The sequence below is a fragment of the Roseateles sp. YR242 genome (assembly GCF_900109745.1).
GTDB lineage: Bacteria > Pseudomonadota > Gammaproteobacteria > Burkholderiales > Burkholderiaceae_C > Roseateles.
The window spans coordinates 489,869-503,989 of record NZ_FOAV01000001.1 but is presented as its reverse complement, the minus strand read 5'-3'; the positions used below and the strand labels follow the sequence as shown (position 1 = coordinate 503,989).

15 protein-coding genes are annotated in these 14,121 nt (G+C 67.8%); 10 read left to right on the top strand and 5 right to left on the bottom strand.

The features are described 5' to 3' along the window. Positions 1-14: 14 nt before the first annotated feature. The 5 genes from BMY53_RS02180 (at position 15) to BMY53_RS02160 (ending at position 5,427) form a co-directional block, all read left to right on the top strand. Positions 15-890: a putative selenate ABC transporter substrate-binding protein gene (locus BMY53_RS02180; protein ID WP_092943150.1), complete on the top strand. Its 876-nt coding sequence runs from the start codon at positions 15-17 to the stop codon at positions 888-890. Positions 891-898: 8 nt separating this feature from the next. Further along, complete coding sequence (locus BMY53_RS02175; RefSeq protein WP_092943148.1) at positions 899-1,717, top strand: ATP-binding cassette domain-containing protein; 819 nt, start codon at positions 899-901, stop codon at positions 1,715-1,717. Next, positions 1,717-3,351, top strand: a complete 1,635-nt coding sequence (gene phnE, locus BMY53_RS02170) for a phosphonate ABC transporter, permease protein PhnE (protein WP_092943146.1) — start codon at positions 1,717-1,719, stop codon at positions 3,349-3,351. Before BMY53_RS02175 ends, phnE begins: the two co-directional genes overlap by 1 nt. Positions 3,352-3,393: 42 nt before the next feature. Continuing rightward, the gene (locus BMY53_RS02165) at positions 3,394-3,972 is read left to right on the top strand and encodes a nitroreductase family protein (RefSeq protein ID WP_255369990.1); all 579 of its coding nucleotides are present in this window, start codon (positions 3,394-3,396) and stop codon (positions 3,970-3,972) included. Positions 3,973-4,305: 333 nt separating this feature from the next. Beyond that, positions 4,306-5,427: an ABC transporter substrate-binding protein gene (locus tag BMY53_RS02160; protein WP_092943144.1), complete on the top strand. Its 1,122-nt coding sequence runs from the start codon at positions 4,306-4,308 to the stop codon at positions 5,425-5,427. 5 nt (positions 5,428-5,432) lie between these two features. On the opposite strand, the gene BMY53_RS02155 is transcribed toward BMY53_RS02160, so the two are convergent. Together BMY53_RS02155 and BMY53_RS02150 are read right to left on the bottom strand one after the other, a co-directional pair. Beyond that, positions 5,433-5,861 carry a CBS domain-containing protein gene (locus BMY53_RS02155; protein ID WP_092943142.1) on the bottom strand — a complete coding sequence of 143 codons (429 nt, stop codon included), beginning with the start codon at positions 5,859-5,861 and terminating at the stop codon, positions 5,433-5,435. Positions 5,862-6,041: 180 nt separating this feature from the next. Then, complete coding sequence (locus tag BMY53_RS02150) at positions 6,042-6,572, bottom strand: Mpo1 family 2-hydroxy fatty acid dioxygenase (protein WP_092943140.1); 531 nt, start codon at positions 6,570-6,572, stop codon at positions 6,042-6,044. A gap of 328 nt (positions 6,573-6,900) precedes the next feature. Between BMY53_RS02150 and BMY53_RS02145 the strand changes: the two genes are divergently transcribed. After that, on the top strand, positions 6,901-7,560 hold the full coding sequence (locus tag BMY53_RS02145; protein WP_092943138.1) for a YceI family protein: 660 nt from the start codon (positions 6,901-6,903) through the stop codon (positions 7,558-7,560). 16 nt (positions 7,561-7,576) lie between these two features. Here the strand turns inward: BMY53_RS02145 and BMY53_RS02140 are convergent, their stop codons facing one another. From BMY53_RS02140 to moaA, 3 genes are read right to left on the bottom strand one after another with little or no spacing between them, the layout of a single operon-like run. Further along, a complete protein-coding gene (locus BMY53_RS02140; protein WP_092943136.1) occupies positions 7,577-8,095 on the bottom strand; it encodes a GNAT family N-acetyltransferase in 519 nt (172 codons plus the stop codon). A gap of 16 nt (positions 8,096-8,111) precedes the next feature. After that, the gene (gene mobA, locus BMY53_RS02135; RefSeq protein WP_092943134.1) at positions 8,112-8,774 is read right to left on the bottom strand and encodes a molybdenum cofactor guanylyltransferase MobA; all 663 of its coding nucleotides are present in this window, start codon (positions 8,772-8,774) and stop codon (positions 8,112-8,114) included. After that, positions 8,774-9,913: a GTP 3',8-cyclase MoaA gene (gene moaA, locus BMY53_RS02130; RefSeq protein WP_092943132.1), complete on the bottom strand. Its 1,140-nt coding sequence runs from the start codon at positions 9,911-9,913 to the stop codon at positions 8,774-8,776. Before moaA ends, mobA begins: the two co-directional genes overlap by 1 nt. Positions 9,914-10,144: 231 nt before the next feature. Between moaA and BMY53_RS02125 the strand changes: the two genes are divergently transcribed. From BMY53_RS02125 to paaK, 4 genes are all read left to right on the top strand, one after another. Further along, complete coding sequence (locus BMY53_RS02125) at positions 10,145-11,107, top strand: carbohydrate kinase family protein (RefSeq protein ID WP_092943130.1); 963 nt, start codon at positions 10,145-10,147, stop codon at positions 11,105-11,107. Positions 11,108-11,395: 288 nt separating this feature from the next. After that, on the top strand, positions 11,396-12,310 hold the full coding sequence (locus tag BMY53_RS02120) for an enoyl-CoA hydratase-related protein (protein ID WP_092943128.1): 915 nt from the start codon (positions 11,396-11,398) through the stop codon (positions 12,308-12,310). Further along, the gene (paaI, locus tag BMY53_RS02115) at positions 12,310-12,810 is read left to right on the top strand and encodes a hydroxyphenylacetyl-CoA thioesterase PaaI (RefSeq protein ID WP_092943126.1); all 501 of its coding nucleotides are present in this window, start codon (positions 12,310-12,312) and stop codon (positions 12,808-12,810) included. Before BMY53_RS02120 ends, paaI begins: the two co-directional genes overlap by 1 nt. Further along, entirely contained in the window at positions 12,801-14,111 is a 1,311-nt protein-coding gene (gene paaK, locus BMY53_RS02110) for a phenylacetate--CoA ligase PaaK (RefSeq protein ID WP_092943124.1), read from the top strand. Before paaI ends, paaK begins: the two co-directional genes overlap by 10 nt. Positions 14,112-14,121 lie beyond the last annotated feature (10 nt).

Genomic DNA, 14,121 nt, shown 5'->3' with positions numbered 1-14,121 from the left:
GTTGAGGAGGCGATATGACGGTCATTCAATCCACGGGGCGGGTACTGCGCGCCTGTGCGGTGGCGGGGTTCGCAGCGGTTTCTCTGGCCGGCGTGCAGGCACAGACGGTCTTGCGGGTGACGGCCATTCCGGATGAGTCGCCCACCGAGCTGTCTCGCAAGTTCGCTCCGCTGGGCAAGTACCTGGAAAAGGAACTCGGCGTGAAGGTGGAATGGACACCCGTGACGGACTATGCCGCCGCCGTGGAAGCTGTTGCCAGCAAGAAGGTCGACCTGGCCTGGTTCGGTGGCTTCACCTTTGTCCAGGCCAATGTGCGCTCAGGCGGAAAAATCGTGCCGCTGGTGCAGCGCGAGGAAGATGAAAAGTTCCGCTCGGTGTTCATCACGGAAGCGGGCAGCAAGATCAACAAGCTGGAAGACCTCAAAGGCCACACGCTGTCCTTCGGCTCCGCCTCCAGCACCTCCGGCCACCTGATGCCCCGCAGCTTTCTGCTCGCCGCCAGAATCAATCCGGAATCTGACCTGAAGCGCATCAGCTTCTCCGGAGCCCATGACGCCACGGTCGCCGCCGTGGCCGGTGGCAAGGTGGACGCCGGCGCCCTCAACATCTCCGTGTGGGAGAAGCTGGTGAGTGAAAAGAAGGTGGACCCGAAAGAGGTCCGCGTCTTCTACACCACGCCCCCCTACTACGACTACAACTGGAGCGTGCATGCCGACATGCCGGCCGCCACCCAGGAGAAGCTCAAGCAGGCGTTCCTGAAGCTGAACGACAGCACCCCCGAGGGCAAGGAAATCCTCGCCCTGCAGCGTGCCACCCGCTTCGTCCCGACCAAGCCGGAGAACTACATCGGCATCAAGGCGGCCGCCGAGAACGCCGGACTGCTGAAGTAATACCCTCCATGCCACGCCTGGCCCTGGAAAGCCTGCGGCTGGATGCCGGCAGCAAATGCCTGATCCAGCCGTTGTCCCTGAACATCCACGCTGGTGAGCAGATCGCCCTGATCGGGCCCTCCGGGGCCGGCAAGACCTCCTTGCTGCATGCCCTGGCCCTGGCCATGGCCCCCAGCGCCGGCCAATTGACCCTGGACGGCCAGGACGCCTGGGCGCTGCCGCACCGCCAGCGCCATCGCCTGCGCCGGCAGCTGATGCTGGCGCCGCAACACCCACCGTTCCCCCCGCGCCAACGCGTGGCCACCACCGTGCTGGCCGGCCTGTTGCCGGGTGCAGGCCTGGGCGGCAGCCTGCGCATGCTTTTCAGCCCGTCCGCCGCGCAGGCCCACCTTGCCCATGAGGCCCTGGCCGCGCTGGAGTTGGGCGACCGCCTCTGGTCCCGCGTGGATCAACTCTCCGGTGGCGAACGCCAACGTGTGGCACTGGCCCGGCTCCTGGTGTCGCAAGCGCCGCTCTGGCTGGTGGACGAACCGCTCTCGGCGCTGGACCCGCAACGCGCGCAGCGCAGCCTGTCCGTGTTGCAACAGGCGGCCCGCAGCCGGGGCCACACGCTCGTGTGCAGCCTCCATCAGGTGGAATTGGCGAGGCATCTGTTCCCACGCGTGATTGCCCTGCGCGACGGCCGGCTGTTCTACGACGGCCCGCCGCAGGGCCTGGACGAAGAAGCCATTGCCGCACTTTATGCGGGTGATGAGGCCCATGCCGCACGGCCCCTGGTCTCCGCCCATTCACTGCCCGCCCATTCTGTCCCCGGAACCCAGTGCTGATGAACCCATCGGCCGCCGTGGCCTTGCCACCCCCCTGGCAACGCGACCCGCTGGCGCTGCGCCGCGTGACGCTGGTGGTCGGCCTGCTCGTGGTGCTGTGGCCCTTGCTGGCGCTGTGCGAGTTTCGGCTGTGGGAACTGCTGGAGCCCCGCAGCCTGCGGGCCACCGGCCGCTTCCTGTCGCAGTTCCTCACGCCGCGTCTGGATCTCGAGTTCCTCACCCTGGTGGCCAGCGACACCTGGCGCACGGTGGCCATGGCCTCCGCCGGCCTGGCACTGGCCTGGGTGATCGCCATCCCCCTGGCCCTGCTGGGCACCGCCCGCCTGTCCGTCTCCGCCCTGACCGGCCGCATGGGGCCGCTGCCGGCCGGCTTGCGATTCATCATCCGCACCGTGCTGGTTGTGCTGCGTTCGGTGCCGGAGATGGTGTGGGCGCTGATGCTGGTGCGGGTGATCGGCCTCGGGCCGGGTGCGGGTGTGCTGGCCATTGCGCTGACCTACGGCGGCATGCTGGGGAAGGTCTATGCGGAGATTCTGGAAAGCGCAGACGGCGCACCCACCCAGGCGCTGCTGCGCAATGGCGCCGGCCGTCTTCAGGCGTTTTTCTTCGGCACCTTGCCGGGCTGCGCCGATGAACTGGTGAGCTACACCGTCTACCGCTGGGAATGCGCCATCCGGACCTCGGTGGTGCTGGGTTTTGTGGGCGCCGGAGGCCTCGGCCAGCAACTGGACAATGCCAACAAGATGCTGGCCGGCCACGAGGTCATCACCCTGCTGCTGGTGTTCATGGCCCTGGTGGCGGCGGCGGACCGGGTCAGCGCCTGGCTGCGGCCCAGCCGGGGGGCTCAGGAGGAAGGCGGCCATCGCCGCCCGTCGCCGCGCCTGGGGCTGTGGGTGCTGCTGGCGGCGCTGTGTGTGATGTTCGTGGCCAGCTTCGCCACGCTGCCGATGCATGGGGCGCAGTGGCTGAGCTTCTCCGCCCTGGCGCAGATGGGCCAGTTCCTGGCCGAGTTCTTTCCTCCACAACTGGCCCCGGCGTTCCTGCGCCGGGTGGGGCAGGGCGCCCTGGAGACGCTGGCGATGTCCGCCCTGGGCAGCGCCCTGGCTGCGGTGGCCGGGCTGGGGCTGGCCTTGCTGGCGAGCCGCCCGAGGGGCGCGCTGCGTCTGCTCACCCGGCTGCTGTTGAATGCCCTGCGCAGCGTGCCGGAGCTGGTGTGGGCCTCGATGCTGCTGATCGCGGCCGGCCTGGGCCCGATGCCCGGCACGCTGGCCCTGGCCCTGCATACCACGGGCGTACTGGGCCGCCTGATGGCCGAGGCGCTGGAGAATGCGCCGCCCCAGAATGCCCTGGCCCTGCGTTGGGCCGGCGCCGCACGCTGGCAGGTGTTTCTGTTTGCCACGCTGCCACAGGCCGCGCCCCAGTTGCTGAGCTACACCCTGTACTGCTGGGAGAACAACATCCGCGCGGCCACCGTGCTGGGGGTGGTGGGGGCGGGCGGCCTGGGACAAATGCTCACCGTCCACCTGGGTCTGTTCCAGATGCGCGAGACTGGCACGGTGGTGCTGGCCATGCTGGCGCTGGTGATGGTGGTGGATGCCGGTTCATATGCGGCGCGGCGGCAGTTGAATCGTTGACCAGCGGGTGCAGCGAGTGTTGAAGACATGAAGGAGTTGGGCATGACGATGGATGGACTCACCCTGCTGCGGACCCGCGCGTCCATCGGCCCCAAACACCTCGCCGAACCCGGGCCGGACGAGGCGCAACTTCGGCTGATGCTGGAGGCCGCCCTGCACGCGCCCGACCACGGTGAGCTGGTGCCCTATCGTTTCAAGGTGGTGAGTGGCGACGCACGCCAGGACATGTCCCGGCTGTTTGGCGAGGCCGCCCGCCGCGCAGGCAAGGACGACGCGGGCGTGGCCCTGGACGAGGAGCGGGCCCTGCGCCCCCCGGTGACGGTAGCGGTGGTGGCCCGTGTGGACATGGGCCATCCGCAGGTGCCCGCCCACGAGCAGTGGGTCGCCCTGGGCGGGGCGCTGGCCAACTTCCTCAATGCCGCACATGCGCTGGGCTTCGGCGGGAAGATGCTCTCCGGTGCCAAGGTCCGTGATCCCGGCCTGGTCGCCGCTTTCTGCGAGCCGGGCGAAACCCTGGTGGGTTGGATCGCCCTCGGCACCCCGTTGAAGGCGCCCAAACCCCGCGCGCCCAAGGCCGGGGGCGAAGCAGCCCTGACGCATTGGGTGGCGGCCCAGCGTTGAGGGGACGTTGGAGGAAGGGCAGGAGGAAGGGCTGCAGGGAGCGCTGAACGGGAAGGGGAGGGGTAACAGTGAGCAACCTGTCCCCGCCATTTGTATGCGGGCGTACGCAGTCCGCCTGACTGCCGCGGTGGTACCGAAACCAACCTAGGCGCCGTCGGGGCCCGCAGGGGTGGGGTGTTCATCTGCAAACGCTCCGTCAAGCGCGCATCAACAAGCCCGTTTTAGCGTACTCGTGCACGGGACCAGCCTCTTCGAGTCGTCCATGCACCACAGCGGCCTCCCCCGTATTGATGACAATGAAAGGTCCTGGACGCAAAGTATTACGCACCGACCATGACCCTCGCATTTACTCGCAGCGCCCGCCGTCTGCTCGCCGCTCTTTGCCTGGTGGCAGCACCGGCCGCCTATGCCGATATCGTTGTTGGGCAGGTCGCGCCGTTCACCGGCCCGCAGGCCGTGACCGGCAAGGCGATCCGCGCTGGCGCCAAGCTGTGGATCGATGAGGTCAACGCACGCGGTGGCGTCCGTGGCCAGCGCATCAAGCTCGTCACCCGTGACGACGCGCAAAAGCCCGAAGAAACCGTGCGCCTGGTCAAGGAACTCATTGAACAGGACAATCCGACGGCCCTGATCGGCACGGTCGGCACCACCAACCTCGAGGCCCTCAAGCAGGACGGCGTGCTGGAAAAGACCCACGTGTCCATGGTGGGTGCCGTCTCCGGCGCCAACAGCGTCCTCACCGCGCGCGGCATGTACCCGGTCAAGGCCAGCTACCGCGAGGAAGTGGAACGCCTGTTCAAGCAACTGGCCGAGATGGGCCGCACCCGCATCGGCGTGGTCTACCAGGACGACGGCCTGGGCCGCGATGCCTTGGCGGGTGCTCAGGCCTCGGCGAAGGCCCACGGCCTGACGCTGGTGGCCCAGACCGGCTACGCGCGCAACACCGTCGAGGTGGGCAAGGCGGTGGACGAGATGGTCAAGCAGGCGCCTGACGTGATCTTCCTGGCCGCCACCACGGCCGCCGCCATCGAATTCACCAACCGCTATCAGACAGCCGGCGGCCACGCCGGTCTGTACGGCATGTCCATCATCGACGTGCAGGCCCTGCTGGCCAAGCTGGGTGCCGAACGTGCCCGTGGTTTTGCGTTCTCGCTGGTGCTGCCCACCGACGACCGCCAGGACCGCGAAGTCGTGCGTGACTACCAACGCCTGCGCCAGAACGCCAATGATCCGGACCTGTCCTCGCGTTCGATTGAAGGCTTCATTGCCGCCAAGGCGCTGGTGAAGGCGCTGGAGCGCACCACGACTCCCGGGCCGCAGAACCTGACCGACGTGCTGGAACGTGGCTTCGAGACCGACGTGGGCGGCCATCGCCTGACCTTCGGCAAGAACGCGACGCCGTCCCGTTACGTGGACTTCGCCATCCTGGGTTCGGGCGGCCGCCTGGTGCGCTGACCGGATCAGCCGTAGATGTAGCTCTGCAGCTGCGCGATCGTCAGTTCGTCATCCGCGATGATGTCGTCCATGAGGTCGCGTATCGAGAGCATGCCGATGACCTTCTCGCCATCCACCACCGGGAGGTGGCGGATCTTGCGCTGGCTCATCAGGCTCATGCAGTCCCGCATCTCGGTGGTGGGTTTGACCACCAGCACACTGGGCGTCATCACCTCACTCACCACCGTGTGCCGCGAGTCGCGGCCCTGAAGGGCGATCTTGCGGGTGTAGTCCCGCTCGGAGAAGATCCCCAGCAGCCGGTCTTCCTGCATGACCAGCAAGGCCCCCACATCATGCTGGGCCAGCAAATGCAATGCGTCGAACACGGTGGCTTCCGGCGCAATGCGCCAGACGCTCGGGCCGCGGTTCTTCAGCAGTTCGGACACCGGTTTCATGAATCCTCCTGGCGTGTCTTCGAAGCATGGTGACGGCGCACAAGGCGCTGGCAGCCAAGATAAGCGCACCGCCGCCCGGGCGCAAGGCCCTGTGCAAGCACTCATCTGCCTTACTGCACTGCACAAATCTGCTGTGCAAGACCCGGCCCTGACCCTCAGGCGGAGCTTCTGACTACGGGGTCAGGCGGGGTGCGTGAGGTCCCGCAGGTGCGTCGGGCCGGCGCGGCGCTCGATCTCGGCCAGCAGCTCGCGGCCCCAGCCCAAGGCGAAGAGGGCCTCGCCCACGACGAACATCGGCCCCACCAGCAGGCCGATGATGTCGTCCACAAAGGCGGGTTTGCGTCCCTCGTAATAGTGTCCGACGAACTGGATCACCCAGCCCAGGATGAAGCTGCCCAGGCCCCAGCCAAGCCAACTGGCCGTGGTGCCCGCCGCCAATGGATGGGCCAGCGCCATGAGGATGGCATTGACTACGGCGGTCGCCAGCCCCAGCACCAGGTTGCCCCGGGTCAGGTACCAGGCGGCAGCGGCGGCCCAGGCCACCCAGGCCAGCGTCACGGTCCAGTCCCCGATGTGGATCTGGCCCCGCGCCAGCAGCACGCCGATCGCAAACACGATCAACGGAATGCCGACGAAGTGCGTGGCGATGTTGCGGCGGTCGCGGTGATAGGCCGCGTATTGGGCCATCAGGTCAGTGGCTTCACGTGCCATGGCGGGTCTCCGGGGGATCCTGATGCCGCAATGCTAGTGCGATCCCTCCGCAATGGCGATCAAAATGCGGACTTTCGGATTCTCTATTTTCCCTATGCCGTGGCGGATGTCCGACGTTGAACGATTCATCCCCCCTCCTTGGAGGGGGGCCTGGCGCGCCTGGGTCTGTGCCGTTTCGGTGGGGGTGCTGGGCGGTGTGGCCGGCTGTAGTCTGAGTTCGGCGCCGGCCTCGCGCGTGGGGTCGGACTCGGCCTACGCCTCGGCCTCGGGTTCGGTTCCTGGTCCGGGCGCAAGCCCAGGCCCAAGCACGAGTACCAACACAAGCCGGGTGCCAGGGCTGGCCTCGCGCTGTCCGGCCTGGCTGGCTCAGCAGCACAGCGGAGAGGGCCGGCTCTACGGGATCGACGCGGCGCAGTCCAAGCTGCGCATCCTGGTGTTTCGCGGTGGCCGGCTCGCCGGGTTGGGCCATCACCATGTGATCGGTGCCGAGCAGCCTCTCGCCGGCCAGGTCTACCTGCCCAAGGACGGGTGGGCGGGGGCTGGTGCAGAGCTGGGCTTTCGCCTCGACCAGTTGGTGCTGGACACGCCAGCGTGGCGCACGGCCATGGGCGGCGAGTTCGCAAAGGTGCTGTCGGAGGCGGACATTGCCGGCACCCGGGCCAACATGCTCAAGGCGCTGGAGGCGGACCGCTTCCCGGTGGTGCAGGCCTCGACCGTGGCCGTCGAGGCCGCATGGCCACGGCCGGTGCTGCGGCTGAAGGTGGTCCTGCATGGGCAGGAGCGCCTGCTGGACCTGCCGGTGGAGGCGCTTGCACCCGAGGGGGACGGGCCCTTGCAGGCGCGCGGGCGCCTGGTGCTGCGGCAGAGCGACTTCGGCATCCAGCCGTTTAGCGTGCTGGGTGGCCTGCTGGCCATTCAGGACGCCCTGGTGGTGGAGCTGGATCTGGTCGCCCGGCCCGCGCTGGCCTGTCAGGCCTTGCCGACGTGAGCAGACCGGCGCGGGCTCAGGACCGGAGATCCAGACTCATCAGGTCCTTGGCGACATAACGGCCATCACTCAGCCGGATGGCGCGGGCGAGATGCCCGTAGCGGCTGAAGCCGAAGCGTCGGTACAGGGCCATGGCGGCATCGTTGCCGGCACTCACGCTGAGCGTCACCGTTTCCAGCACCGGTTCGCGGCGCAGCATGGTCAGCGCCAGGCCCAGCAGCTCGCGGCCGACGCCACGGCCTTGATGGGCGTCGGCCACCATCATGCCCACCAGGTGGGTCACATGCCGGACCTTCTGCCGTGCCTCGTGCTCACAGGTGAGCGCGCCCACCAGTTCGCCCTCGATCCACGCCCCCAGCGTGAACAGCGCGCGTCCGCCGGCCTGTGGATGCAGCCGGCTGCGGTAGCTGGCGGCATCACGCTGTATCTCGGTGGGCGCGTCGGAGGTGAAGGCGGACTCGTGGCGTGCCAGCATGGCGTCGCGCAGGCGCTTGTAGTCGGGCAGGTCCTGCTCGACAAGGAGCCGCAGGCTCATGCTGGTGCGCGGTGTCTCAAGGGGCGGGCTCGGGTCGCTCAAGCTGGCTCCGGTCGTTGATGTTGGCGAAGGCAAACGCGTCCTGCGGCTGGTCGAAAGGGACCTCCGCCAGCGGTAGTGAGCGCAACCAGGCTTCCACCCGGCGCTCACCGCTCGCCAACGCCTGCGCCAGGGCGCGGTGGTGACGAGTATGAACCAGACTGGCCAGCGGCTGGCTGCGCAGGGGTTCCCCCGGCGCTTCCCGGCCCAGCGCCATGGCGCAGTCGTTGCGGCCACTCACGCCGCCCACTCCCTGCCAGAGCCGGTCCACCAGATCCACCGGGAGCCAGGGGCTGTCGCCGCTGACGCACAGCAGCCAGGCATCGCCCGGCGTCGCGGTCATGGCCGGGCCGTTGACATGGGCCAGGCCGGCCAGAAGCCCGGCCAGCGGGCCCTGGAAGTCCGACAGGCTATCCGCCAGCACCGGGTGGCCGAACTCACGGTAGGCCGGCAGGTGGCGATTGGCGCTGATCAGCACACGCCCTTGCACCTGAGGACGGATACGGTCCAGCACATGCCCCACCAGCGGCCGGCCATGGAAGGACTGCAAGGGTTTGTCCACGCCGCCCATGCGGCTGCCGCGGCCGCCGCAGAGGATCAAGGCGGTGATGGGGCGCGCCGAGGTCTGGGGTTCGCCCATCAGCCGCCGATGTAGTGCATTTCCACGCGCCGGGCGCCCCCGGCCTCGCTGGCAGGAAGCGAGGCGCGCAGCTCGGAGTAGCGGTCCGCCCGGCGGCCCCACAGGGCACCCAGCGCGGCGCTGATCTCTTCGTCGCTGCGGGCCGGCCACTCGCCCTGGCCGCGCAGCAACCCGCGCAGGTCGTGGCCTTCGGACGCGAAGAGGCAGGTGTAGAGCTGGCCTTCGGTGGAGAGGCGGGCGCGGTTGCAGTCGCCGCAGAAGGCCTGCGTGACACTGGAGATCAGGCCGATCTCGCCGCTGCCGTCTGCATAACCCCAGCGGGTGGCGGTTTCGCCCTGGGCGCTCGGCGCCAGCGGCACCAGGTCCATCGCATCGCGCAGGCGGGCCAACACGTCCGAGGAGGGCAACACTTCATCCATGCGCCAGCCGTTGCTGGTACCGACGTCCATGTATTCAATGAACCGCAGCGTCACGCCGGTGCCCCGGAAGTGGCGTGCCATCGGCAGGATCTGGTCGTCATTCGTGCCGCGCTTGACCACCATGTTGACCTTCACCGGGGCCAGGCCCACGGCCAGGGCGGTCTCGATCCCGTGCAGCACATCGGCCACCGGGAAGTCCACATCGTTCATGCGGCGGAAGATGGCATCGTCCATCGCGTCCAGGCTGACGGTGATGCGCTGCAGGCCAGCGTCCTTGAGGGCCTGCGCCTTGCGGGCCAGCAAGGAGCCGTTGGTGGTCAGCGTCAGGTCCAGCGGGTCGCCTTCGGGTGTGCGAAGAACGGCCAGTTGGGCGATCAGGGATTCGATGTTGCGCCGCAGCAGCGGCTCCCCGCCGGTGAGGCGTAATTTCTGCACGCCCAGGCCTGCAAAGATGGCGGCCAGGCGGGTGATTTCCTCGAAGCTCAACAGGTCCCGGTGCGGCAGGAACTGGTAGTGCTTGTCGAACACTTCCTTGGGCATGCAGTAGTTGCAGCGGAAGTTGCAGCGGTCGGTGACGGAGATGCGCAGGTCGCGCAGCGGCCGGCCGCGCGCGTCCAGCCGAGGGCCGGCCGGCGTGACAGAGGACGGGAGTGCAGCGGGCACGGCAGGAACTCGGCCCACCTTCCTCAAGTCCAGAAGGGGAATGACAGCATCGGTCATGGCGGAATTGTGCCGCTCCTGGAGCAACCTCGTCCGATCAAGGTTGTCAGGAGCGTGATCAACGGCTGATGGATGTCATCAAACCACCGGTAGGCGCATGCCCTGGCACTGCGTGCGCGCCGTGCTGCGGCGCAGCAGATGCGGCTGCATCCTGTCGATCTAGCCATGCCCTTCGTCACCCTGTAGGACTTGTCACTTGCGCGACGGCGTCAGAGTCGATTGAATCGCGCCATGACGTTCGCTTCCTCTTCCGTGCTGCATGCAGATCTCGCCAGTTTTGTGTCCTTTGGCGAGGCCCTGACAGACATGCTGTGCGTCGGTCCCGGCCAGTGGCGCAGCCGCAGTGGTGGCTCGCCGTGGAATGTCGCGATCGCGATGTCCCGGCTGGGGCAACTGAGTGCGTTTGCCGGCGGCATCAGCAAGGACGCGTTTGGACAGGAGATCTGGCAGGCCAGCGTGGATGCCTCGCTGGACCTGCGCTTCATCCAGCAGTTCGCACGCTCGCCGCTGCTGTCCTTCATGCACGAGCAGGAGCCACCGAGCTACGTTTATGTGGGGGACGACAGTGCCGACCTGCACTTCCGCCCCCATGCGCTGCCCGCCGGCTGGCGCCACGCCTTGCGCTGGGCGCACTTCGGCTCCATCAGCCTGACCCGCGAACCGCTGGCGGCGCGCCTGGTGGCGTTGGCGGAATCACTCAAGGACGAGGGCGTGCGCATCAGCTACGACCCCAACTACCGCCTCAGCATGGATTCGCGCTACGACCGCACCCTGGAACGCATGTGCCGCATTGCGGACGTGATCAAGGTGTCCGACGAAGACTTGCGGGGCCTGTTCCGCAGCCGCGACCACCATCTGGGCCTGGGCCAACTGGCCGCCTGGAACCCCAAGGCGGTGGTGATGCTGACGCTCGGCGCCCGCGGTGCCAAGCTGTTCCATCCCAAGGCCGACCTCAGCGCGGCGCCGCCCGCCACCGACACCTTGGTGGATGCCATCGGGGTGGGCGATGCCGCCACGGCCGGCCTGCTCTACAGCCTCATGCAGGCCCCGGACGCCGATCCGGAGGAGCACTTGCGCTGGGCCATGGCAGCGGGGGCTGCCGCGTGTGACGGGCAGGGCGTACACGGGCTCGATACGCGGCGGGTGACCTCGCTGATGGACCGGGTGCAGGTGGCGCGGGCGGAACTCGCCTGAGACGGCGGAAATAGACCGCATCGTCATGGGGAATCGATCAGGGCCGGGCTTGCGGTGGCCGGGCAGGCGGATCGGCGCCCAAATAAACGACCCCTATCAGTAGTTACCCTGAGTTTCTGGGGTTGCTTGCGGCGAATTTGCCTCTTACTATCTACCGACCGGTCGGTAAATGAAAACTGAACCCGGTGAATCAAGCCCCAGGCTGGATTCATCACGAGGCAGCTGAGGAGACAACCCGACATGAGTACCGCCCACGATCCAGAGGCGAACCGAAGCGCGAACCCAGGCATGCACCCCGGTGCAGATCCAGGTTCAAGCCCAGGCGCTGGAGACGCCCCTTCGGGGGCTGATCCGGTGCTGCTGGTGTCCCAGGAAGGCGCGGTGCGCGTGCTGACACTCAACCGTCCGCAAGCGCTCAACGCCTTCACCACGCCGATGCTCGGCCAGTTGCGTCATGCGCTGGACGACGCGGCGGCGGACACCACGGTGAGGGCGGTGCTCGTGACCGGCGCTGGCCGCGCATTCTGCGCAGGTCAGGACCTGAACGACCCCTACATCAAGCCTGAGTTCGAGGAACTGCCGCCCGGCAGTTCCTCGACTGGCACGCTGGCGGGCCAGCCTGAGACCCACCGCCGTGCCAAGCCCAAGGACATCGGCCACCTGCTGGATCACTACTACATCCCCCTGGCGCTGCGCCTGCGCAGCATGCCGGTGCCCACGGTCTGCGCGGTCAATGGAGTGGCCGCTGGTGCGGGCGCCAATATCGCGCTGGGATGCGACATCGTCATTGCGGGCCGGTCGGCCTCGTTCATCCAGGCGTTTTCGCGGATCGGCCTGGTGCCGGACTGCGGGGGCACCTGGCTCCTGACACGACTGGTCGGCCGCGCCCGCGCCCTTCAACTCACGCTGCTGGGCGACAAGCTGCCCGCGGAACAGGCTCAGCAGTGGGGCCTGATCGCTCGCTGCGTGGCGGATGAGGAACTGCCCGCTGCCGCCATGGCACTCGCCCAGCAACTGGCCGGCATGCCCACCCGGGCGTTGGTGCAGACCCGCGCCGCGCTGGACGAAGCCATGGATCTCGAACTGGAAGACGCGCTGCGCCTGGAGGCCCGGTTGCAGAGCCAGATGGGCTTTGCGCACGACTATCTGGAGGGCACGGCTGCCTTCCTGGACAAGCGCAAGCCGAACTTCAAGGACCGCTGATGGCTGGTTTGTCCGACGAAGGGACACGCAGCGTGTCCCGCCAGGCGCTGGCCGAAGCGGTGCGTGACCGCATGTGGGCCAGCGACAGGGCCTCCCGGGGGCTGGGCATCACGATCAGCGCGATCGGCCCGGGCACCGCCACGCTGCGCATGGCGGTGCGTGACGACATGCTCAATGGTTTTGACATCTGCCACGGGGGTGTGGTCACCACCCTGGCGGATTCCACCTTCGCCTTCGCCTGCAACTCGCACAACGAGATGACGGTGGCCTCGGGTTTCGCGATCGACATCGTCGCGCCTTCCCGGTTGGGCGATGTATTGACCGCCGTGGCTGCCGAGACCTCGCTGGCCGGCCGCACGGGGGTCTACGACATCACCATCACCAACCAGCGCGACGAACTGGTCGCCGTCTTTCGTGGACGCTCCTATCGCATCAAGGGCCAGCCCGTGGTGCCGGGGCTGACCGCGACGGGCACAGGAGACGATCCATCATGCCGGTGAAGCTGCCCCGCGCCGGGGACCTGGAACCCATCGAACGCGCCAGCCAGGACGAGCTTCGCGCCCTGCAACTGATGCGCCTGCGCTGGACGCTGACCCAGGCCTATGAGCAGGTGCCGCATTACAAGGCGGCCTTCGATGCCAAGGGTGTGCATCCCGCCGATCTCAAGAACCTCTCCGACCTGCGGCACTTCCCCTTCACCACGAAGAAGGATCTGCGGGACCACTATCCGTTCGGCCTCTTCGCGGTGCCACGCCAGGACGTGGTGCGCGTGCATGCCTCGTCCGGAACCACCGGCAAGCCCACGGTGGTGGGCTACACGAAGCGGGACATCGACACCTGGGCGGACCTGGTGGCCCGCTCGCTGCGTGCCGCCGGCACCCGTGCCGGGGACATCGTGCACGTGGCCTATGGCTACGGCCTCTTCACCGGTGGGCTGGGGGCGCACTATGGCGCCGAGCGGCTGGGCTGTACCGTCATCCCGATGTCGGGCGGCCAGACCGAGAAGCAGGTCCAGCTGATCCGGGACTTCCAGCCGGACGTGATCATGGTCACGCCCAGCTACATGCAGGTGATCGTCGAGGAGTTCGCCCGCCAGGGCCTGGACGCGCGGGACAGCTCGCTCAAGGTCGGTGTGTTCGGCGCCGAGCCCTGGACCGAGGCCATGCGCCGCGACATCGAGGCCCGAGCCGGCATCGATGCGGTGGACATCTACGGCCTGTCCGAGGTGATGGGGCCGGGCGTGGCCAGCGAATGCATCGAGAGCAAGGATGGCCCGGTGATCTGGGAAGACCATTTCTATCCCGAGATCATCGACCCGGACACCGGTGAGGTGCTGCCCGAAGGGGCGCAAGGGGAACTGGTGTTCACCTCCCTGACCAAGGAAGCACTGCCGGTGGTCCGCTACCGCACGCGGGATCTCACCCGGCTGTTGCCGCCGACGGCGCGCAGCATGCGCCGCATGGGCAAGATCGTCGGCCGCAGCGACGACATGCTGATCATCCGTGGCGTCAATCTCTTCCCGACGCAGATCGAGGAACTGGTGCTGGCGGAGCAGGGCTTGTCCGGCCAATACCAGCTCGTGGTGTCCCGCGAGGGGGCGCTGGACGAGGTGGAGGTGCGCTGTGAGCTTTCCACCACCTCGACGGGCGTGGATGCGCAAGCGGTGTCACAGGCGCTGCAGCACCGCATCAAGACCCTGATTGGCGTGTCCACCCGCGTGACCGTGGGCGCGCCTGATTCCATCGAACGCACCCTGGTGGGCAAGGCCCGCCGGGTGGTCGACAAACGGCCACGCACCTGAACACGGGAGA

What these genes read in the sequence shown, in the direction of transcription:
- paaI (WP_092943126.1), top strand. Translation starts at nt 12,310, where the DNA reads ATGGCTGGTTTGTCCGACGAAGGGACACGCAGCGTGTCCCGCCAGGCG.
- BMY53_RS02155 (WP_092943142.1), bottom strand. Translation starts at nt 5,861, where the DNA reads ATGAAACCGGTGTCCGAACTGCTGAAGAACCGCGGCCCGAGCGTCTGG.
- BMY53_RS02180 (WP_092943150.1), top strand. Translation starts at nt 15, where the DNA reads ATGACGGTCATTCAATCCACGGGGCGGGTACTGCGCGCCTGTGCGGTG.
- BMY53_RS02165 (WP_255369990.1), top strand. Translation starts at nt 3,394, where the DNA reads ATGACGATGGATGGACTCACCCTGCTGCGGACCCGCGCGTCCATCGGC.
- BMY53_RS02160 (WP_092943144.1), top strand. Translation starts at nt 4,306, where the DNA reads ATGACCCTCGCATTTACTCGCAGCGCCCGCCGTCTGCTCGCCGCTCTT.
- paaK (WP_092943124.1), top strand. Translation starts at nt 12,801, where the DNA reads ATGCCGGTGAAGCTGCCCCGCGCCGGGGACCTGGAACCCATCGAACGC.
- BMY53_RS02175 (WP_092943148.1), top strand. Translation starts at nt 899, where the DNA reads ATGCCACGCCTGGCCCTGGAAAGCCTGCGGCTGGATGCCGGCAGCAAA.
- BMY53_RS02140 (WP_092943136.1), bottom strand. Translation starts at nt 8,095, where the DNA reads ATGAGCCTGCGGCTCCTTGTCGAGCAGGACCTGCCCGACTACAAGCGC.
- phnE (WP_092943146.1), top strand. Translation starts at nt 1,717, where the DNA reads ATGAACCCATCGGCCGCCGTGGCCTTGCCACCCCCCTGGCAACGCGAC.
- BMY53_RS02120 (WP_092943128.1), top strand. Translation starts at nt 11,396, where the DNA reads ATGCACCCCGGTGCAGATCCAGGTTCAAGCCCAGGCGCTGGAGACGCC.
- BMY53_RS02125 (WP_092943130.1), top strand. Translation starts at nt 10,145, where the DNA reads ATGACGTTCGCTTCCTCTTCCGTGCTGCATGCAGATCTCGCCAGTTTT.
- moaA (WP_092943132.1), bottom strand. Translation starts at nt 9,913, where the DNA reads ATGACCGATGCTGTCATTCCCCTTCTGGACTTGAGGAAGGTGGGCCGA.
- BMY53_RS02150 (WP_092943140.1), bottom strand. Translation starts at nt 6,572, where the DNA reads ATGGCACGTGAAGCCACTGACCTGATGGCCCAATACGCGGCCTATCAC.
- mobA (WP_092943134.1), bottom strand. Translation starts at nt 8,774, where the DNA reads ATGGGCGAACCCCAGACCTCGGCGCGCCCCATCACCGCCTTGATCCTC.